This is a genomic window from Erwinia sp. MYb375, assembly GCF_037479175.1.
GTDB classification, from domain to species: Bacteria; Pseudomonadota; Gammaproteobacteria; order Enterobacterales; family Enterobacteriaceae; genus Erwinia; species Erwinia rhapontici.
Genome location: NZ_JBBGZS010000011.1, coordinates 505370 through 525822, shown reverse-complemented (window position 1 = coordinate 525822; position 20453 = coordinate 505370). Strand labels below are relative to the sequence as shown.

The following is a 20453-nucleotide window of genomic DNA, read 5'->3' as shown; positions in this document are numbered from 1 at the left end:
GCTAATTTGCGCCTTGACAATATGCATCTGAGGGTAGAATCGGTGCCATGTTGAAATTTAGGGGGTCTCTGATGCAAGGATTCACACGACTACTGGCCGTTTTACTCGCTCTGATAAGCGTCTCTGCCAGCGCTGTCGACCTTAACGCACAGCTCAATGAATTTTTTAAAAATCGCTATGGGCAAAGCGGGCAGTCTGCCGATAACCTCACCGTGGTGGTGAAAACTCCGCAGACGATGTGGCCTGCCTGTGAGCAACCGCAGTTCTCACTGCCGGGCAACAGCCGCATGTGGGGCAATATCAGCGTTGCCGCCAATTGCGATCAGAATCGACGTTATATTCAGGTACAGGTTCAGGTCAGTGGCCAGTATCTGGTTGCCACCCGCCAGGTGCCGCGCGGCGCGACGATCTCCGCCAGTGATATGCGAATGGAGCAGGGCCGACTGGATACCCTGCCCGCCCGCACCCTGACGAGTTCCGCTGACGCGGTCGGCGCTATTGCCCTGCGCGATATCAATCCTGGTCAGCCCGTCACACTGATGATGATGCGCCAACCGTGGCGAGTGAAAGCAGGCCAGATGGTTACCGTTACCGCCAGCGGTGAAGGGTTTAATATCAGCAGCGAAGGCAAGGCAATGAACAATGCCACGTCCACGCAACCGGTCAGAGTTCGGATGAGTTCAGGGCAAATCGTGATGGGTAAGGTCGACGCTAATGGGAATATTCTGATATCGCTATAAACCACTAAAGAAGGCTACAGTTCTGCCGATAGTGTTAATAACGGTCATTGTACTATTAGAATATTGAACATCAGGTTGTGAGAACCTGAGTTAACAGGAGCGCATATGAGCATCGACAGAACCCAGGCATTAAAACCGGCAAGCACTGTACAGTCACGTGATACCAATGATGTTGCCCAGCCAAAAGCGCGTGCAGCAGAAAGCAAAACCACTGAAACCACAACCGGCACTCAGGTTGTTCTCAGCGGCGCACAGTCACAGTTGAGCAAAGCCAGCTCACAGGACATTAATACAGCTCGTGTTGAAGAGCTGAAAAACGCAATTCGCAACGGCGAACTGAAGATGGACAGCGGCAAAATTGCCGACGCACTGATTCAGGAAGCTAAAGACTCACTGCAAGGTAATTAATCCATGGATAAGCTGCAAAACGCACTTGATAAAATGCTTGAAGTTCTTTCGTCGCTGGCCGATGTCATGAATGCGGAGCAAGAACAGCTCTCGGCAGGTCAGGTCAATAGCAGCTTATTGCAACGGATTACCGAGGATAAAAGCTCTCTACTGGCTACCCTCAATTTCCTGGAAGAGATGCGCCGTGACGCTGAAAAAGTCACCGGCATGCATGTGCCTTACAGCCAACACCCGGCACTGGCACGACGCTGGGCGGCTATTCAGGAACAGACGGTAAAACTGCGTGATACCAATTTACATAACGGTATGTTGCTCAACCATCAGATCAGTCATAACGAGCATGCGCTACAAGTCTTGAAGCCTTATCAGTCACAAAAATTTTATGGTCCTGACGGCCATGCGGTTACCCGCGCTCCGGTAAGCCGCAAAGCGTAATATCCGTCAACCCATGTTCGACTTTACCCCGCTGCGCCCTTGCGCTGCGGGGTTTTTCTGTTTGTTATTCTCTTACTGCGCCGTTCGGCGAGAGAAGTGGCGCGGGCGGAAGCCAAGAGCGCCCAACACAAAAAAATACACGCCCCCCCCCACTGCGCAGACCGCTGCCAGACGCAGCAAACGCGACAACATATTGCCGCTGGCCCAGTCAGGCATCACGTACATCATGCCCAGCAGCGCGGCAGCCATCACAACAACAGCAACTCCCAGACGCATCAGGAAACTGAACCAGCCCGGCTGCGGCTGGAAAATATCCTGCTTACGCAATTGCCAGTAGAGCAGCGCGGCATTCAGGCAGGCAGCCAGCCCGATAGACAGCGACAGCCCGGCATGTTTCAGCGGGCCGATAAATGCCAGGTTCATCACCTGGGTGGCCAGCAGCGTAAACAGCGCAATCTTCACCGGGGTTTTGATGTTCTGCCGCGAGTAAAAACCCGGCGCCAGCACCTTGACCACAATCAGCCCCATCAGTCCGACCGAATAGGCCACCAGCGCCCGCTGCGTCATGGCGGCGTCAAAGGCGCTGAACTTGCCGTACTGGAAGAGCGATACGGTCAGCGGTTTCGCCAGGATCCCCAGCGCTACCGCGCTGGGCAGCGCCAGCAGGAAGCAGAGGCGCAGCCCCCAGTCCATCAGTTTGGAATACTCGTCCTGGTTACCGCTGGCAAAACTCTTCGCCAGCGAGGGCAGCAGAATGGTGCCCAACGCCACGCCCAGCACCCCGGAAGGAAATTCCATCAGACGGTCAGCGTAGTACATCCACGACACCGAACCGGACACGAGGAAGGAGGCAAAGATAGTATTAATGATCAACGAAATCTGACTGACTGACACACCGAGGATCGCCGGCCCCATCTGACGCATCACGCGCCACACCCCCGCATCCTTCAGGTTAAGGCGCGGCAATACCAGCATGCCTATTTTCTTCAGATGCGGCAGCTGATAGCCCAGTTGCAACACGCCTCCCGCAACCACTGCCCACGCCAGTGCCATAACGGGAGGATGGAAGTGCGGTGCCGCAAACAACGCAAAGCCGATCATACTGACGTTCAGCAACGTGGGTGCAAAGGCGGGAACGGAAAAACGGTTCCAGGTGTTGAGGATCGCCCCCGCCAGCGACGCCAGGGAAATCAGCAGAATATAAGGAAAGGTGACCCGCAAGAGCGAAGACGTCAGCGCAAACTTGTCCGGCGTATCGGCAAAACCCGGGGCGGTAATCAGGATCACCCAGGGAGCCGCGAACATCCCCAGCACCGTGATAATCGCCAGAGCCAGGGTAAGCAGCCCGGACACATAGGCAATAAAGACTTTGGTCGCTTCTTCCCCCTGCTTACTTTTGTACTCCGCAAGAATCGGCACAAATGCCTGAGAAAATGCGCCTTCGGCAAAAATACGGCGTAGCAGGTTTGGCAATTTGAAAGCAATAAAGAAGGCATCGGTCGCCATCCCCGCGCCAAACACGCGCGCCACAATGGCATCACGCACAAAGCCCAGCACGCGTGAAAACAGGGTCATGGAGCTGACCGCTGCCAGTGATTTCAACAGGTTCATGTAATTCCTGATTCTGATATCCGGGAAGACCGGCTTGCGACAATCACGGCCCGACGATCTTCGGGCCATTTAAGGTGCGGATAGTCTACTGAAGTGAAAGGAAATAACCACAGTGGATTGTTACGGGGTTTGTGCTGTAAACCTATTCCCGCTCGGCATCACGCCATAATTTTTCGACCATACGCTGGGCCAGCAACGCCTGCTCGCCGCTGACTTGCGGCATTGTCTGATTTTCCACACAGCGGATAAAATGATGCGCCGCGCCAACAAAACCACGCTGCTCCAGTGTGGTCTGCCAGCCGGGGATCGGGTCAATACTGATCTGCCCCGCTTTCTCCTGCTGCCAGTCACGCATATCGCTGACCTGATAGACCGCCCCCTCGTCCACCGCCATCACGCGTTCCATCTGGCTGCCAGCACGACGATGCATACTGGTCGTGACCTGAACACCCGCCACGTTAAAGTGGTGTTCGGCGTACAGCATCTGCCCGCTGTCATTGGTCTGCAACGTGCCACTCAACAACTTTCCTTCCCCGCCACCCAGCCACAGCGCGCTGTCGACCACATGCAAATAGTCATCCAGCAAGGTGAAAAACAGATCCTGTGGCCCCACGCTATCACTGCGGTGTTTATCCATACGTATCGTCGCCGGTTGCACCAGCGCTGACTTCAACTGGAGATAACGTGGTGCAAAACGGCGGTTAAACGCCACCATCAGTTTACGTCCGCGTTTATCGGCGAGGTCCACCAGCCGCTCCGCCTCACTCAGCGTAGCCGCCAGGGGTTTATCAACGCAGACATCCACCCCGGCGCGTAACAGCCGATCAACGATCGCATAGTGGCTGGCGGTGGTGCTGTGGACAAACACGGCATCGCTGGCCGCCGCCAGATCGTCAAGGGAGCGGAATAAGGGAATACGATAGCTATCGCAGACCGGGCGCGCCTTTTCCTGATTCGGTGAGAATGCACCAGCAATCTGCCAGCCGTCTGTCTTCGTCAGCACCGGCAACCAGGCTTTTTGCGCAATGCCACCCAGACCAACAATCCCCACTTTTAATGCACTCATTCTGCCTCCTGCCCGGCCAGCAGCCGGGCAAGCTGCTGTTGCAGCGCCACAACCTGCTGTTCAAGGGAGACCACTCGCGCTTCCAGCCCGCTGTCATGGTCATTAACAGGGCTGGTAGCCAGTGAGCTTTCATCCACATCACCGCTAAACAGGTGCATATAGCGGCTTTCGCGTTTACCCGGTTCCCGTGCCAGACGCACCACCAGCGCACCGGATTCGCGCTGTGCCAGCCGCTCCAGCGTCTGTTCCACTTCGGACATATCAGCAAAATCATGCATACGCGTACTGCGGGTGCGCAACTCACCCGGCGTCTGTGCGCCACGCAGCAGCAGTGTTGTGATCACCGCCACTTCGGCCGCAGTAAACTTCAACTGACCAAATTCCGAGTTACAAAAACGCTGTTCATACTTCACTACCCGGCTGCCAAAACCGTTCAATGCCGTCAGCTGGTGTTTTTTCACCAGTAAATCGAGGGTGTTCTGCACATCGCTATCGGTCAGCGACATCACCGGTTCACGGTTGGACTTCTGGTTACAGGCGGTGACCACGCCGTTAAGCGACATCGGATACTGATCCGGAGTAGTGACCTGTTTTTCCAGCAGGCTACCGATGACGCGCGCTTCAACGGCGGTAAAAGGGGTTTTGATCATCTGGGGGTTACACTCCGCGCCTGTCCGGCGTCCATTCGTGGGAGGTCAGCGCCGTCAGAACATGGTCCTGCCAGCGCCCGTCAATCAGAAGGTAATCTTTGGCATAGCCCTCTTTTTCAAAACCAAGGCGCGCCAGTAAACCGCCACTGCGGTGATTGTGTGGCATGTAGTTGGCCATAATACGGTGAATGCGCTGCTGACGCTGCATATAACGAATCACACTTTGCAAAGCCTCAAACATCATCCCCTGCCCCTGCCATTTTTCCCCCAGCGAATAGCCGAGATAGCAGGCATGAAATGACCCGTGCAATATGTTGCTGAAGTTGGCCACGCCGCGCACTTCATTTTCCTCCGGGTCCATCACTGCGAAATAGAATGCGCTACCCTGCTTCTGCATTTCAGCAATCAGCCCGAGCCGCGCCTGCCAGCCGGAGGGATAACAGTGACTTTCATCACGCACGGGTTCCCAGGGTTTCAGGAAAGCGCGGTTTTCCGCATAGTAATCAGCCAGTCGCCAGGCATCACGCTCATTGACAAGACGAACCACCAGTCGATCGGTCGTCAGGCGCACTTTCGGCGCAGCAGTACGGTAGCCAAACATCTTCTCTCCTGAAATCCCTGGCCGGGTGTAAGTTTGCGGGGGGATTTATCGGCGAAAAAGCACGTTATCCCAATCGCTTTACTATAACCGCCATCCGAATCCCCGGTAAAATACTGCCGACTAAAAATTCGCAAAATTGTGGAGAAAACAACGAATGTCAGGGACAGGTTTGCCCTATGGCGGGTTCTCTTCCATACTTCCTTTGTACATTCAGATAGTTGATGATTGCTCATCATTTATCCCAATTTAAGGGGGGACCGCTTGAAACTCTATATTTATGACCACTGCCCGTTCTGCGTGAAAGCCCGCATGATCTTCGGCCTGAAAAACATTCCGGTTGAACTGGTGGTGATGATGAACGATGACGAAGCCACGCCAAACCGCCTGATCGGCCAGAAAATGGCCCCCATCCTGATGAAAGAAGACGGCAGCTGCATGCCGGAAAGTCTGGACATTGTGCAGTACATTGATCGGGTGGATCATGACCCCCTGCTGACCGGTAAAACCAATCCGGCGATCAGCGACTGGCTGCGACATGTCCACACCTATGTGAATAAACTGCTGTATCCGCGCGTTGCTGAAGCGCCGTTTGCTGAGTTCGCGACTCCGGAAGCACGCAGCTATTTTAAAAACAAAAAACAGGCCGTTGCCGGTGATTTCGCGGAGCTGAGAGAACACTCAGCAGGCTGGATTAAAAATATCAATGATGACCTGCGTAAGCTCGACAAGCTGATTGTTAAACCGAACGCGGTGAGCGGTGAATTGTCGCTGGACGATATCCACCTGTTCCCGCTGCTGCGTTCACTGACGCTGGTGGCCGGGGTGGAATACCCAACCCGCGTGGCGGATTACCGCGACAATATGGCAAAACAGACCCAGATCACCCTGCTCTCCTCTTCCGCTTCCTGACCTGTTCGGGCCGTCAAACGGCGGCCCGACACATTCCGTTGTTATTTTTCCCGGTTTCTCTCAGCGTTGTCCTGGTGACGGGCAGGCGCGAGTGGTGCATGCTATCCCCCTGCTCCGGTAGGATCGACCGGTGATTTGAAACAGAGGAACATCATGAAAAAAATACTTTTTGGCCTGAGCGCTTTACTGTTAGCGGGTTTGGTCAGCGGCTGTAATGATATTGCCCAGTACAGCATCAGCGAGCAGGAAGTTAACCAGGCGCTGGTGAAACATAACAACTACGAGAAGAATATTGGTGTCTCCGGGCTGGCCGATGCGCATATTACCCTGAGCGATCTTAGCAGCCAGATTGGCCGTGAAGAACCAAACAAAATCACCCTGACGGGCAAAGCTAACGTCAACATCAGTTCTCTGTTTGGCCCGCAGCAGGCAGAAATGATGTTAAAGATGAAAGCACAGCCCGTGTTTAATCAGCAGGAAGGCGCAATCTATCTGAAAGATATGGAACTGGTTGATGTAACAGTGCAGCCGGAGAAAATGGCAGGCGTACTGAAAACCCTGACACCGTATCTTAACGAGTCGCTGAAGAATTACTTCAATCAGAAACCGGCTTATATATTAAGCACAGACCGCAGCAAAGCAGAATCGCTGGCGAAACGCTTTGCCAAAGGGCTGGAAGTAAAACCTGGGGAACTGGTGATCCCATTTACTGACTGACAGAACAAGGCGGTACGGTCTGCCCGTACCGTTTTTTATCCCGGCGCGCATAAACCTGGTGCATTCCCCCCGTTTTATCCCTATCCTTTGTACCCGGCCAAAACCTGCCCTTTTCCCACTTTGCCGGAGCACATCGCATGACCACACAACCTCAGCAATTGATTATCCGCCGCCCTGACGACTGGCACATCCACCTGCGAGATGGTGATATGCTGGAGGCGGTCGTGCCGTTTACCAGTGAGGTGTGTGGCCGCGCCATTGTGATGCCAAACCTGGTGCCACCCGTCAGCAGCGTTGCTGCCGCCCGTGCCTACCGTGACCGCATCCTTGCTGCCGTTCCTGCCGGGCATGGTTTTACCCCGCTGATGACCTGCTATCTGACCGACGGTCTGGACCCGGATGAGATCGAAACCGGCTTCACTGAAGGCGTGTTTACCGCCGCAAAACTCTATCCAGCGCACGCCACCACCAACTCTGCCCACGGCGTGACCAGTATTGCGTCCATTGCCCCGGTGCTGGAGCGTATGCAGAAAATAGGCATGCCGCTGCTGATCCACGGTGAAGTCACCGATGCGCATATCGATATTTTTGACCGTGAAGCGCGTTTTATTGAGACTGTGCTGCACCCGCTGCGCCTGCAATTCCCGGAGCTGAAAGTGGTGTGTGAGCACATCACCACCAAAGAAGCGGCCGCGTATGTGCTGGAAGGCAATCGTTTCCTTGGGGCCACCATCACGCCTCAGCATCTGATGTTTAACCGCAACCATATGCTGGTGGGCGGTATTCGCCCGCATCTCTACTGTCTGCCCATTCTGAAGCGGAACATTCACCAACAGGCGTTGCGTGACGCGGTGGCCAGCGGTCACGACCGTTTCTTCCTGGGCACCGATACGGCGCCGCATACCCGCGATCGTAAAGAAACCAGCTGCGGCTGCGCCGGGGTATTTAACGCCCCTTCTATGCTCTCCGCCTATGCCACAGTATTCGAAGAGATTGGCGCCCTGGCCCACTTTGAAGCCTTCTGCTCCGAAAATGGCCCACGTTTCTATGGCCTGCCGCTGAATGAAGGCACCGTGACACTGGTCCGTGAGCCCTGGACCGTGGCGGAATCCGTCTCCGTTGGCCGCGACGGCCACACCCTGGTCCCGTTCCTGGCGGGTGAAACCCTGAACTGGAAGGTCGATATTTAATCGCCCCTTCCCCGGGGCACTTCGCGATAATGATTGCGCACGGTTGAATTACTGTATATATTCACAGTAATTCAACCGGAGGCTATCATGCGTATTGAAGTCACTGTAGCAAAAACCACGTCCCTGCCTGCAGGCGCCATTGATGCGCTGACGCAGGAACTCAGCAAGCGAATCGACAAACAGTTTCCAGACGGCACCAATACCATATCGGTACGCTATGCCGGAGCCAATAATCTGACGGTGATGGGTGGCGGAAAAGAAGCCAAAGATCAGATCACCGATATTTTACAGGAAACCTGGGAAAGCGCTGACGACTGGTTTATCGCCTGAGTTAATGCGGTTGTGATGTCAGGCAATACCGCTATTCCCGTTCGATTCCATAATGATTGTGCCGTTTTTGCCGGATACGCCATCCGGCTTTTTTATGTGCGCGTCTTACCGCTGAACGCTGATAGACGGCTCGGGTAGAATATCTTATTCTGAGGCTGACATTTATTACTGAGGTTTTTCCTATGGCTGCCGATAATCCAGATGAGGCAATGACGTTTGGCGAACTGCTGGCGATGATTGGTGAACAGCAACGCCGTCTGACAGTATTAGAAAATGCCTTTTCCACCCTCTCTTTCTGTCTTGATGACAAAGCTAACCAACTGTTAATACACAGTTTAAAGCTTGAAGGACAGAACCAGAACTACGATGAACAGCTCCAGCAGCATTTCATCCGTCTGGCCGGGGAACTGGAAAAACGCCTGGGTGTGTTACCGATAATACCGGATGTATCTTAAATATAACCTGTATTATCACACCTGAAATAATGCTGCCGTTCATCAGCAGGGTGATTATTTTCCACCCTGCGATGCTTAATTAGCGTGCGAATAGCGCCTGATTTTTACGCAGAACGAAATTTAAGTCTGCGAACAAAAAAACTCCTGTTATAATTAGAAAGCTCTAAGAAAAAAAGCCGCATTGAACCTCGATAAAACACTTCGTTGTCATCTTTCACGAGTAATAGGGGGTTATAATGGACAGAAACAAAGAGGTCATCCAGACACATCCCCTCATCGGATGGGATATCAGTACCGTAGACAGCTATGATGCCATGATGATCCGTCTGCACTCGCTCTCTTCCGATCATCAGCCGGCAGAAGATGCTGAAGTCGGTCAGACCTACTGGCTGACAACTGATGTTGCAAGGCAATTTATTTCCATTCTTGAAGCTGGCATTGCCAAAATAGAAGCTACCGAATACCAGGACCGTGATTACAAGAAGCACTAATCTGCAACTGAATCTTGTTTCCCAGGGCACCCAACAGGGTGCCTTTTTCATGCCTGCCATATTTGCTATTCTGCTTCAATTGCTTGATTAACAGAGGCTGATACTGATGGTTTACGATTTAATTGTGGTGGGCAGCGGCTCCGTCGGTGCTGCCACCGGCTGGTATGCCACGCAGGCGGGTCTGAAAGTGCTGATGATTGACCGCCATCATCCACCGCACAAAGAAGGCAGCCATCATGGTGAAAGCCGCCTTATCCGCCACGCCTACGGTGAAGGTGCACGCTATGTCCCAATGGTTCTGCGCGCCCAACAGCTGTGGGATCAACTGGAACAGCAGAGCGGCGAGCGCGTCATGCAGCGCAGCGGCGTACTGAATCTTGCCCCACACCACTCCGAATTTATTCAGAATGTTATCCAGAGCGCAGAACAGTTTGCGTTGAACGTACAGATCCTGAACGAAGCGGAGATCCGTCAGCGCTGGCCGCAGATCAGCGTGCCCGACGGGTATATCGGCGTGTTTGAACCACAGTCGGGCTACCTGAAATCAGAGGTTGCCGTTAAGAACTGGATCCGCATGGCGAAGGATGCCGGCTGCGCCCAGCTTTTCAACTGCGGCGTCACACAGATTGCAACCGAAGACGGCCTGCAAGCGGTCACCACCTCTGACGGCGTTTATCGTGCGCGCAAACTGCTGATCAGCGCCGGAACCTGGGTGAAAACGCTGTACCCTTCCCTGCCGGTCACCCCGGTACGAAAAGTGTTTGCGTGGCATCAGGCCGACGGTCGCTACAGCGAGGACAATAAGTTCCCGGCATTCACCGTCGAGATGCCGGACGGCATCCACTACTACGGTTTCCCCGCTGATAATAACGCCATCAAAATCGGTAAACACGAAGGTGGGCAGCCCATTGATACGCCGGATGGACGTAAACCTTTTGGCAGCGTAGCGGAAGACGGCAGTGAGCTGTTTAACTTTATGCGCACCTTCCTGCCAGGCGTTGGCGTATGCCTGCGCGGGGAAGCCTGCACTTATGACAACTCCCCGGATGAAGACTTTATCATTGATACCTTCCCCGGTGAGCCGAACCGCATGCTGATCACTGGCTTAAGCGGCCACGGTTTTAAATTCGCCAGCGTACTGGGAGAAATTGCCACCCAGTTCGCCCAGGGGAAAAGCAGCGACTTTGATTTAACGCCGTTCGCGCTGAAGCGCTTTCAGTAGTCACGGATTCAAGGCCCCTGCTTTGGGTTGCGTGTTTTAGTCGTCTTACTGGACTGGCCTGCTCCCTGGCAGGCCGTCAGGATAGCGACGTCTGTTCCGGTCCCTGTTCTAAAAACTACCAGACACCATACGGATATACTTTGCCCTTAATAAATTCTTTTGTATTTTCTCCGTATTCATAACCGTTTGAAAAACGTGTTATCCCTTTGCAAATCTCTAATTTTTCCCCGGAGAGCGTTTTCAGGACAGACGGGGTGACACGATAATTAGGCTCAAATCCTACCCCCCTTAGCCAGATAGCCACCTTCCCCTGCGGCGCCAGCCCAATCTGGATATTGTCGTAATACGCCGTTTTGCCAAGATAGTTTTTATATACGCTAGGCCTGCGCATTTTATCTACTACGTCCCAGGGGAAAGTCAGATGGGTTTCATAGACCTTTTTATCAATCACAGAGTCCCAGCAAAAAATAATATGCTTGGGCGGTTTTTCAACGTGATTCCAGTGTCCGCCAGGTGCCCGCGAAATGTCGTTCCACTCACCGATGACCTTATCCAGATCCGGGGTGTTGTTGAGCGTATTAAATTGATAAACGGTGCCAACCGCATCCTGGACCACGACAAAGGTCACCAGGGCAGGCAACGCTTTGGGCGTGAAAAAGTTGAATGTCCACTCTTTTGGCTCCGTGTTTTGAGTCGCTTTGTTGAGTTGTCCTGCTCCCTGGCAGGCCGTCAGGATCAATAGCGAAAGCAGCCCGGCAATACGTTTTATTTCCATATTCTGTTCCCGTCCATATCGTAAATCGTCCGTTGCCAGCGTTCATCCGGCCGGTTAGTAAAAGTCACCAGTTTCGCGGGCTTCACCGCCCCGGTAATACTTCCCTGCCCGTCTTGTATCACGCTGTTCCAGTTGGACGAGCAGTGAAGGTATTTTCCCGCCAGCGCAGTAATTTCCTCCGTGGTAAACCCGTTACTCGATTGACCATTGCGGACGGCGCGGCCCATCATAATCGCTTTTTTATACAAACCGGTAAGTTCGGTCGGTAATGAAAGGTTGTCATCTTTAGGCAGTATGGGTTCAAACACTACCCCCGCATCCTGCGCGGCATCGATCATCACCCGTAGCGCCACTTTTGACCAGTCATTGCGCGTGGGGCGTTCAAGGGTCAGCGCGGCGCCGCTGCGTTTTTGCAGCGTGCCGTAGCGGTCGGCGGGCATTCGGTCGTCATGCCAGGCTCTGAGTTTAATCGTGTTGCCCTGCAACAGCGGCGCAATGGCCGGAAAATGTTGCAGAGTCCTGAACACTGCCCTGGCATGCCGGTACGTTCTGGTCTCTTTATCAGAAACAGAAACCGGCACGGTTTCAAACTGCGGGCGCGTAAGGAAGCAGGCTTCATGCTCGTCAGGATTATACCCGCCGCCAATATCCGAATGCGCCCCGGGCAACACCAGCTCTGGCCACGCAGGTTTTACGCTGTTCAGTGCAAAGTTAAAGCGGCACTCATGCTGCGCGGTAATATGGAACACCTTCTCCGCCACGCCGGGACGCAGCGCGATATTCACCTCTCCGGTATCCGCGCTGTGCGGGTTAAAACCGTTAAGCGGCGTACCGATGCCCGCCACAGTATCAAATATCCCCAGAAAACGCGTTTTCCCACCGGGGGTACCCGTAAATTTAATCTCGCCCAGACCAGCGTTAATGGCCGCCATAATGGCAACATCCTGCTCGAACACCCGGTTGGCAAAATGCCGCGCCGCCGCTGCCCCCCGGCTAAAACCGAAAATATCAAACTGTAATTCTTTGATAATACAATCTTTGGCTTCAGGGAATCTGAAAAGATAATCCTGGATACCCGTTACCAGCAACGCCACCGCCTTATCGGTTTTACTGGCTACGCCAGTGTTACCTCTACCGGTTCCCATCCCGTAAGAGCTGTCACCCTTTCCGCTTTCTGTACCAATTCCTTCGATATAAATGGCACTCTGTCCATGTCCGGTATCGGTGGTAATTTTCTGGTTATACAGCGTATTCAGCCAATACACATTGGTGTAATAACCAAGATAACTTCCTGCGGCAATACCGCTATGACTCCGTTTCAGCCTTACGCACTGAGATAACGTAGATTCGGCATCCCCGTCACTCATGCCATAATGCTCGCCTGCACAGGCATTCTGACGGTCAGCACTGTTATCCGCATTATTCCCCGTCCCATCAAAAAACACCCCGATCGTCAGCGTGATTTCGCGCCGCTTTGTCTTCGCGGACTGGGCATGTTGTTGCGGTTCGTCTGCCTGAGAGGGGGCGAACAGGGAGAGTTCAATCGGCTCTGGCTTGCGCTGCGTTACGCTGGCGGGTTCTTTGCCGTAACCGTCAGGAATGGAGGAAATAAACGTCGCCCCGCAGGGGCAGGAACTGACGCTGTCGAGCGTGCCGGCCAGCGGCATCCCGCCCACTCTGATTTTGCCAGGCCCGCTGATGATGCTGTACGTCATACCGGGGTTCTTACCGCAGGAGACCAGACTGCCCTCCCGCGGAAGCTCCGCGCCACGCAGAAAGACGGTCGAGTGACCGCTCAGTACTTCCCCACCGCAGGTGGTTTTATCGCCGACGCGAAGAAAATAGCCCTTTGCCATATGCTGTCCTTAGCCCGTTTACGTTGAACATAAAATGTGCAAAGGACAACTTAACCAGAAATTTTCATAAAAAAAATACGCGAACCGGTAACCCGGTCCCCGTATTTTTACGATTTATTATCTGAGTTTGTGTATTTTCAGATGAGGGATTTACTTCTCTGTAGCCGCAGAGGTTTTCTTCCCGCGCAAACGCAGTTTATCCACCAGACGCTGCGCTTCTGCACGGCTGCCAACCGACGGCGCCGATCCTCGTAGTGGCTTGCGTGCCGTTTCACGCAGGGTGAAGACGGTGATCACCCCGATAATCCCCGCGCCCATCAGATAGTAAGCAGGCATCAGTAAGTTACCGGTTTTCTCCACAAGCCAGGTGGTGATCAGCGGTGTGGTGCCGCCAAACAGCGACACCGACAGGTTAAAACCTATCGCCAGCGCACTGTAACGAATATCGGTGGAAAACAGCGCCGGTAAGGTGGCAGGCATCGACCCGCTGAAACAGGTGTGAATCACGCCCAGGATCATCAGGCCGAGGAACACCAGCCACAGGTTTCCGGTGCCGATCAGCATCATGCACGGCACCGCCAACAGGATTAGCGCGACTGCCCCGCCCCAGATCACTGGACGGCGACCCAGACGATCGTTCCAGTGCCCCCAGAACAGCGTCAGCGGCATCATGACGAACATCACCACCATAATCAGCAGCAACGAACTCAGCTCACTCAGGCCGAGGATCCCGGTCAGGTAACTCGGCATGTAAGACGTCATCATATAGTTCGAGACGTTAAACAGCAGTACCAGACCAATACACTTCAGCATCGCCGCACGATACTTTTTCAACATCTGCCACAGGTTAAGGCGGGGTTTGCTGTGTTCCAGCTGCTCCTGCTTTTCCATATGCTTCTGGAAAGCCGGCGTCTCTTCCAGCTTAAGGCGAATATACAGGCCAAACAGCCCTAAAGGCGCAGCAATAAAGAAGGGAATACGCCATCCCCAGTCAAGGAGCGCCTGTTCCGGCATTGCCGCCGTCAGTCCGGTCACCAGACCTGCGCCCAGCAGATAGCCGCCTAGCGTACCAAACTCCAGCCAGCTCCCCATAAACCCACGCTGCTTATCGGTAGAATACTCGGCAATAAACGTTGCCGCTCCGCCATATTCACCGCCCGTCGAGAATCCCTGTAACAGACGCGCCAGCAGCAGCAGCACCGGAGCCATAATACCAATGGTGTGATAGCCAGGGATCAGGCCAATACAGAAGGTACCGATCGACATCATGATCATCGTCAGGGCCAGCACCTTCTGGCGGCCAATACGGTCGCCCAGTGGGCCAAACACCAGCCCACCGATCGGACGCACCAGAAACGCGGCGGCAAAGGCACCAAACGTTGCCAGCAGCTGTGCCGCCGGGCTACCGCCAGGGAAAAAGACCTTACCGATGGTCACAGCCAGAAAGCTGTATACCCCAAAGTCGAACCACTCCATGGCATTGCCAAGAGCCGCAGCCCCGACGGCCCGCTTCAGCATCGATTTATCGACGATGGTAATATCGTCGACACTCAACGCCGGTTTAGCGGACTTATCTTTATTCCAGAAATGTTTTTTTCGGGGCTGTTGCCCCTCTGATGTGTGACCCATTGTATGCTCCCGGTGTGACTATCAATGAGCAGCCTCATAGCTTTCGTCGCCTGACATAAAATGGAAAATAGTGAAGAGGAAGAAAGCTATAACGCAGCAAATTAAGAATGGTAATTAACGGTAAATTTTATAGTGAACGTTACTGACACGTCTTTACGGTAGACAATATCTCGCAAAAATTCAAGTTAAGAGCGATATTCACTGGCTTAATGATAAATTTCAATCACAGGCACTCCCCCTGTGACTTTGGGTGAGATCATCGCTTCAAATAGGGGATAATTACCTCTGGCAATGCATTAATTTTCATAACGATTAAACCCTGCCTGATATTGACATAACGTGACAAAAAATTGACATTACCTTAATTAAACAGCAAAAAATCAGAACATCATACTTTCATCAAACTGCCGTCAAAGCGCCAACAATAAGTCAGATAGCGCCGACACCCCCTCTATGCCTTCTGAATTACTGGGCATGATTCAATATTTTGTTCAAAATATTTCACGCCATGAGTGAATTTTAAAACCAGTAAAATTATTTGTTGATTTTGCCCTTACATCTGGTCAGTCTTATTGAAAATTCTGACAAACGGGTCTCTCAATGCAATTGAAAAATAGCGTGTTGCGTTATGGCTCACTGAGTATCGCTTTGCACTGGCTGGTGGCGGGTACCGTTTACGGTATGTTTGCACTGGGTCTGTGGATGGTCACCCAGGGCTATTATGATACCTGGTATCACAAAGCGCCGGAGCTGCACAAAAGTATCGGTATGGTGCTGTTTGTTGTGATGCTGGTGCGCGTGGTGTGGCGTTTTGTTTCGCCGCCCCCTAAACCTCTCAGCAGTTATACGCCGCTGGTGCGTTACAGCGCCGTCGCCGCCCATCTTCTGCTTTACGGCATTCTGTTTGCCATTTTAGTCAGTGGCTATCTGATCTCAACTGCCGAAGGTAAACCTATTGATGTCTTTGGCGTGCTGCCGGTGCCCGCGCTCTTCTCCGGGCTGGGTGAACAGGCCGACCTGGCCGGTGATATCCATCTCTGGCTGGCATGGAGCGTGGTGATCCTCTCCGGGCTGCACGCGCTGGCCGCACTGAAACACCACTTTATCGATCGCGATATTACGTTGAAAAGGATGCTGGGTCACCGCATCGACTAACTAACAGGAATGGAGAACACCATGCTGAAGAAAAGTATTCTGGGTTTAACGACTGCCGCACTGCTGATGACCGCAGGCACCGCCAGCGCCGCAGATTATAAAATTGATAAAGAAGGACAGCATGCCTTTGTCCAGTTCCGCATCAAACATCTGGGCTACAGCTGGCTGTACGGTACGTTTAAAGATTTCGATGGTAGCTTTACCTTTGATGAGGCCGACCCGGCGAAAGATAAAGTCAATGTCACCATTAATACCGGCAGCGTGGACACCAACCACGCCGAACGCGATAAACACCTGCGCAGCGCTGACTTCCTGAATGCCAGCAAATTCCCGCAGGCAACGTTCGTTTCAACGGGCGTAGAGAAACAGGGTGAAGGCCTGGCCGTGAACGGTAATCTGACACTGAACGGCGTGACCAAACCGGTGAAACTGGCTGCGAAGCTGACCGGCGAAGGGAAAGATCCGTGGGGCGGCTACCGTGCAGGCTTTGAAGCCACCGGGACCATTGCCCTGAAAGATTTCAATGTTAAATCCGATTTAGGCCCGGCATCCCAAGACGTTGAGCTGATTATTTCTGTCGAAGGCGTGCGTCAGTAACGCCAGACTGGCCTCTCACCGGAACATCGCCCGGTGAGAGGTCGATACACCCGGTTACTCTTCAGGCGAAGGGATGTGCATCGTGGTACTCAACAGGCCACGGGACTTGTTGAAAATCTTATTACCGTTCTCACGACCCGCACGGCGGGCACGCTGCTCTTCCGGCGGTAACGCCAGCTCTTCCATACAGATTGGGCTACAGCAGTGATTAAATTTCTCAGCGCAGCTCGGACACTGAATAAACAGCAGATGGCAGCCATCGTTCAGGCAGTTGACGTGGGTATCACAAGGCTCACCGCACTGGTGGCAGTTCGCAATAACATCCTCGGAAATTCGCTCCCCCATACGTTCATCAAAGACAAAATTTTTGCCTTTAAAACGCACCGGTAACCCCTGTTCACGGGCACGACGGGCATATTCGATAATCCCGCCTTCAATGTGGTACACATTTTCATAGCCGTTATGACGCATCCAGGCACTGGCTTTCTCACAGCGGATGCCGCCGGTGCAGTACATGACAATTTTTTTGTCTTTGTCCTGCTGCAACATGTCCACCGCCATCGGCAGCTGGTCACGGAAGGTGTCCGCCGGAATTTCCAGCGCGTTGTCAAAATGCCCCACTTCGTACTCATAGTGGTTACGCATATCGACAAATACTGCCTGTGGATCGTCCAGCATCGCATTCACTTCGGCGGCTTTCAGATAAGCACCGACATCGCTGGCATCAAAACTGTCATCCGTGATGCCATCAGCGACAATGCGCTCACGCACTTTCAGGCGCAGCACCCAGAAAGATTTACCGTCGTCGTCCAGCGCAATGTTCATTCGCAGGTCGTTCAGCGCCGGATGGAAGCTGTACAGCGCGGCTTTCATCTGCTCATACTGGCTGGCCGGGACGCTGACCTGCGCGTTAATGCCTTCTGCCGCCACATAAACGCGGCCAAACACTTTCAGCTTTGTCAGGGTGACATACAGGGCGTCGCGAAACGCGCGGGGATCGTCAATAGTGAAGTACTTATAAAAAGAGACTGTGGTACGCGGTTCGGTTTCGGCCAACATGCGCGCCTTCAGCTCTTCATTGGAAACAAGGTTATGTAACACTGGCATGGTGTACGTTCCTGCATTCAAAGAGAGGAAAAATTTGCGGCGCTATCATACCTGAGGCATGGTGGATTGTCCTTAGTCACAGCCCTTTTTCATCACAGCAATCCACAGATAATGTAAAATATTTCGTTGTAAATCGCACAATTAGCCATAATTAAACTTTTATATCTATACATAATTACTCTAATTTACTTGCGATCCGGACACTCATGACACAGCTTCCCCACTTCAATCGCACATTGCTGCATCCCCGTTATTGGTTTACCTGGTCAGGGATTATCCTGCTTTATCTGCTGGTTTTACTGCCCTACCCGGTGCTGTACTTCATTGGTTGCGGCCTGGGAAGAGTCTCAATGCGCTTCCTGAAATCCCGGGTGACCATTGCCAGACGTAACCTTGAACTGTGCTTCCCGCAGATGCCGAATGCCGAACGCGAAGCGATGGTCATCTGTAACTTTGAGTCACTGGGCATGGGTCTGATCGAAACTGGCATGGCCTGGTTCTGGCCCGACTGGCGCATCAAAAAATGGTTCAGCGTTAGCGGGCTGGAGCACATCCAGAAGGCGAAAACGGATGGAAAAGGCGTGCTGCTGATTGGCCTGCACTTTCTGACGCTGGAGCTGGGTGCGCGCATTTTTGGCATTTATAATCCGGGAATTGGCGTTTATCGGCCCAATGATAACCCCCTGATTGACTGGTTACAGACCTGGGGACGGATGCGGTCCAATAAAAGCATGCTTGACCGTAAAGACCTGAAAGGGATGATCCGCGCCCTGAAGAACGGCGATATCATCTGGTATGCTCCCGACCATGACTACGGTCCCAAAAGCAGTGTGTTCGTGCCGCTGTTCGCCGTAGACGAGGCCGCCACCACCAAGGGAAGTTACCTGCTGATCCGCAGCGGCAACCCGGCGGTGATCCCTTTTGTTCCACGACGTCTGCCTTCTGGCAAAGGCTATGAAATGGTGATCCTGCCAGAGCAGACCTCCGCCATTCCGCTGGACGATGAACGCACCACTGCCATACATATGAACCAGATTATTGAGCACGCCGTCTTAATGGCCCCCGAACAGTATATGTGGCTGCATCGCCGCTTTAAGACCCGTCCTGAAGGGCAACCCTCTTTTTACGACAACTAACGGGTCGCCGATCCGGCCTATTCCAGTATTTGAAACAGTTTTTCATTTTTTTTGATCGCACGTCGGTTAGCAGCAGGATAAGCGCGTATACTTGGTGAGCTAATAGTTCAAAAGGTGACCCTTTATTTTATGTCCACGCCCGCTGCCCCCGCTGCTGCCATCAACTGGCAAAGAAATCTGTTCGTGACCTGGATAGGCTGTTTTCTGACGGGAGCAGGATTCAGCCTGGTGATGCCCTTTCTGCCGCTCTACGTGGAGCAACTGGGCATCACCGATCCACAGGCACTGAATCTCTGGTCAGGACTGGTTTTCAGCATTACGTTCCTTTTTTCCGCGATTGCCTCCCCCTTCTGGGGCGGACTGGCCGACCGCAAAGGACGAAAAATCATGCTGTTGCGTTCGGCGCTCGGGATGGCCATCGTGATGATGTTGATGGGGATGGCAACCTCTATCTGGCAATTTCTGGCGCTGCGTGCCCTGCTCGGTTTGCTGGGGGGATTTGTTCCTAATGCCAATGCACTGATCGCCACCCAGGTTCCGCGCGGTAAAACCGGCTGGGCGCTGGGCTGGCTCTCTACCGGTGCGGTCAGTGGCGCACTGATTGGCCCGCTGATTGGCGGCCTGCTGGCCGACAGCTTTGGTTTGCGCCCGGTGTTCTTTATCACGGCAGGCGTGCTGTTTACCTGCTTTTTGATGACGCTGTTCTGCGTACGCGAAAGTTTTATTCCGGTGCAGAAAAAAGACATGCTGCACGCCCGCCAGGTGCTGAGCTCACTGAAAAACCCGCGCCTGGTGCTGGCGTTATTTGTCACTACGCTGATTATTCAGGTCGCCACCGGCTCCATTGCGCCGATCCTCACGCTGTATGTGCGTGAGCTGGCGGGACATGTCTCTAACCTGGCCTTTATCAGCGGGATGATCGCCTCGGTGCCTGGCGTCGCGGCGCTGATGAGCGCGCCCCGGCTCGGCAAACTGGGCGACCGCATCGGCCCTGAGCGCATTTTGATCACCATGCTGATGCTGTCCGTGCTGTTGCTGATCCCGATGGCATTTGTGCAGAATGCGTGGCAGCTGGGGATTCTGCGTTTCCTGCTCGGCGCTGCCGATGGCGCACTGCTTCCCGCCGTACAGTCTCTGCTGATTTATAACGCCAGCAACCAGGTGGCCGGGCGCGTGTTCAGCTACAATCAGTCATTCCGAGATATTGGCAACGTCACCGGGCCGCTGATGGGTGCGACCGTCTCAGCCCACTTTGGTTTTCGGGCGGTGTTTATCGTCACCGCCTGCATTGTGCTGTTTAACGTGCTGTATACCTGGATCACCCTACGCGGCCGTAGCGAAATGATGGTGGTGCGGGAAGAGTAATGTCATCC

General features: G+C 53.5%; 22 protein-coding genes. 14 read left to right on the top strand and 8 right to left on the bottom strand.

From position 1 onward, the window contains the following. The first annotated feature begins 71 nt into the window (after positions 1 to 71). From flgA to flgN, 3 genes are all read left to right on the top strand, one after another. Entirely contained in the window at positions 72 to 740 is a 669-nt protein-coding gene (flgA, locus tag WH279_RS04920; protein ID WP_339455179.1) for a flagellar basal body P-ring formation chaperone FlgA, read from the top strand. 105 nt (positions 741 to 845) lie between these two features. Next, positions 846 to 1148 (top strand): flagellar biosynthesis anti-sigma factor FlgM, encoded by a 303-nt coding sequence (flgM, locus tag WH279_RS04915; protein ID WP_200640455.1) that lies wholly within the window; start codon positions 846 to 848, stop codon positions 1146 to 1148. A 3-nt stretch (positions 1149 to 1151) separates the two neighbouring features. After that, on the top strand, positions 1152 to 1583 hold the full coding sequence (gene flgN, locus WH279_RS04910; protein ID WP_339455178.1) for a flagellar export chaperone FlgN: 432 nt from the start codon (positions 1152 to 1154) through the stop codon (positions 1581 to 1583). A 72-nt stretch (positions 1584 to 1655) separates the two neighbouring features. Here the strand turns inward: flgN and murJ are convergent, their stop codons facing one another. The 4 genes from murJ to rimJ form a co-directional block, all read right to left on the bottom strand. Then, positions 1656 to 3194 carry a murein biosynthesis integral membrane protein MurJ gene (murJ, locus tag WH279_RS04905; RefSeq protein ID WP_339455177.1) on the bottom strand — a complete coding sequence of 513 codons (1539 nt, stop codon included), beginning with the start codon at positions 3192 to 3194 and terminating at the stop codon, positions 1656 to 1658. Between the two features lie 142 nt (positions 3195 to 3336). Then, positions 3337 to 4260 carry a Gfo/Idh/MocA family protein gene (locus WH279_RS04900; RefSeq protein ID WP_200640458.1) on the bottom strand — a complete coding sequence of 308 codons (924 nt, stop codon included), beginning with the start codon at positions 4258 to 4260 and terminating at the stop codon, positions 3337 to 3339. After that, on the bottom strand, positions 4257 to 4907 hold the full coding sequence (locus WH279_RS04895) for a DUF480 domain-containing protein (protein ID WP_418903891.1): 651 nt from the start codon (positions 4905 to 4907) through the stop codon (positions 4257 to 4259). The genes WH279_RS04900 and WH279_RS04895 overlap by 4 nt, the downstream gene beginning before the upstream one ends. Before the next feature lie 10 nt (positions 4908 to 4917). Further along, positions 4918 to 5511 carry a ribosomal protein S5-alanine N-acetyltransferase gene (gene rimJ, locus WH279_RS04890; RefSeq protein ID WP_159337080.1) on the bottom strand — a complete coding sequence of 198 codons (594 nt, stop codon included), beginning with the start codon at positions 5509 to 5511 and terminating at the stop codon, positions 4918 to 4920. Between the two features lie 261 nt (positions 5512 to 5772). Between rimJ and grxB the strand changes: the two genes are divergently transcribed. The 7 genes from grxB to solA all read left to right on the top strand — a co-directional run bounded on the left by grxB (position 5773) and on the right by solA (position 10825). After that, the gene (gene grxB, locus WH279_RS04885) at positions 5773 to 6420 is read left to right on the top strand and encodes a glutaredoxin 2 (protein ID WP_133842781.1); all 648 of its coding nucleotides are present in this window, start codon (positions 5773 to 5775) and stop codon (positions 6418 to 6420) included. Positions 6421 to 6573: 153 nt separating this feature from the next. Further along, entirely contained in the window at positions 6574 to 7137 is a 564-nt protein-coding gene (locus tag WH279_RS04880; protein ID WP_339455176.1) for a lipoprotein, read from the top strand. Between the two features lie 137 nt (positions 7138 to 7274). Beyond that, positions 7275 to 8327 (top strand): dihydroorotase, encoded by a 1053-nt coding sequence (pyrC, locus tag WH279_RS04875; protein ID WP_339455175.1) that lies wholly within the window; start codon positions 7275 to 7277, stop codon positions 8325 to 8327. 87 nt (positions 8328 to 8414) lie between these two features. Next, positions 8415 to 8657 (top strand): DNA damage-inducible protein I, encoded by a 243-nt coding sequence (gene dinI / locus WH279_RS04870; RefSeq protein WP_133842775.1) that lies wholly within the window; start codon positions 8415 to 8417, stop codon positions 8655 to 8657. 182 nt (positions 8658 to 8839) lie between these two features. Then, the gene (locus WH279_RS04865; protein ID WP_133842773.1) at positions 8840 to 9112 is read left to right on the top strand and encodes a hypothetical protein; all 273 of its coding nucleotides are present in this window, start codon (positions 8840 to 8842) and stop codon (positions 9110 to 9112) included. Positions 9113 to 9348: 236 nt separating this feature from the next. Beyond that, entirely contained in the window at positions 9349 to 9603 is a 255-nt protein-coding gene (bssS, locus tag WH279_RS04860) for a biofilm formation regulator BssS (protein WP_133842771.1), read from the top strand. A gap of 106 nt (positions 9604 to 9709) precedes the next feature. After that, positions 9710 to 10825 carry an N-methyl-L-tryptophan oxidase gene (gene solA, locus WH279_RS04855; RefSeq protein WP_339455174.1) on the top strand — a complete coding sequence of 372 codons (1116 nt, stop codon included), beginning with the start codon at positions 9710 to 9712 and terminating at the stop codon, positions 10823 to 10825. Positions 10826 to 10940: 115 nt separating this feature from the next. On the opposite strand, the gene WH279_RS04850 is transcribed toward solA, so the two are convergent. From WH279_RS04850 to proP, 3 genes are all read right to left on the bottom strand, one after another. Further along, complete coding sequence (locus tag WH279_RS04850; RefSeq protein ID WP_339455173.1) at positions 10941 to 11600, bottom strand: DUF2931 family protein; 660 nt, start codon at positions 11598 to 11600, stop codon at positions 10941 to 10943. Continuing rightward, positions 11591 to 13456 (bottom strand): phospholipase effector Tle1 domain-containing protein, encoded by a 1866-nt coding sequence (locus WH279_RS04845; RefSeq protein WP_339455172.1) that lies wholly within the window; start codon positions 13454 to 13456, stop codon positions 11591 to 11593. The genes WH279_RS04850 and WH279_RS04845 overlap by 10 nt, the downstream gene beginning before the upstream one ends. A 150-nt stretch (positions 13457 to 13606) precedes the next feature. Further along, complete coding sequence (gene proP, locus WH279_RS04840; RefSeq protein ID WP_167864380.1) at positions 13607 to 15085, bottom strand: glycine betaine/L-proline transporter ProP; 1479 nt, start codon at positions 15083 to 15085, stop codon at positions 13607 to 13609. 600 nt (positions 15086 to 15685) lie between these two features. Between proP and WH279_RS04835 the strand changes: the two genes are divergently transcribed. Both WH279_RS04835 and WH279_RS04830 read left to right on the top strand, forming a co-directional pair. Next, positions 15686 to 16240 (top strand): cytochrome b, encoded by a 555-nt coding sequence (locus WH279_RS04835; RefSeq protein ID WP_133840921.1) that lies wholly within the window; start codon positions 15686 to 15688, stop codon positions 16238 to 16240. A 21-nt stretch (positions 16241 to 16261) separates the two neighbouring features. Next, positions 16262 to 16837, top strand: coding sequence for a YceI family protein (locus WH279_RS04830; protein WP_133840922.1), 576 nt, complete (start codon positions 16262 to 16264; stop codon positions 16835 to 16837). A 54-nt stretch (positions 16838 to 16891) separates the two neighbouring features. Here WH279_RS04830 and trhO read toward each other — a convergent pair whose 3' ends face one another. Further along, on the bottom strand, positions 16892 to 17944 hold the full coding sequence (gene trhO, locus WH279_RS04825; RefSeq protein WP_339455171.1) for an oxygen-dependent tRNA uridine(34) hydroxylase TrhO: 1053 nt from the start codon (positions 17942 to 17944) through the stop codon (positions 16892 to 16894). Positions 17945 to 18150: 206 nt separating this feature from the next. Between trhO and WH279_RS04820 the strand changes: the two genes are divergently transcribed. Both WH279_RS04820 and mdtG read left to right on the top strand, forming a co-directional pair. Beyond that, on the top strand, positions 18151 to 19080 hold the full coding sequence (locus WH279_RS04820) for a Kdo(2)-lipid IV(A) acyltransferase (protein ID WP_339455170.1): 930 nt from the start codon (positions 18151 to 18153) through the stop codon (positions 19078 to 19080). Positions 19081 to 19209: 129 nt separating this feature from the next. Beyond that, positions 19210 to 20445: a multidrug efflux MFS transporter MdtG gene (mdtG, locus tag WH279_RS04815; RefSeq protein ID WP_339455169.1), complete on the top strand. Its 1236-nt coding sequence runs from the start codon at positions 19210 to 19212 to the stop codon at positions 20443 to 20445. Positions 20446 to 20453 lie beyond the last annotated feature (8 nt).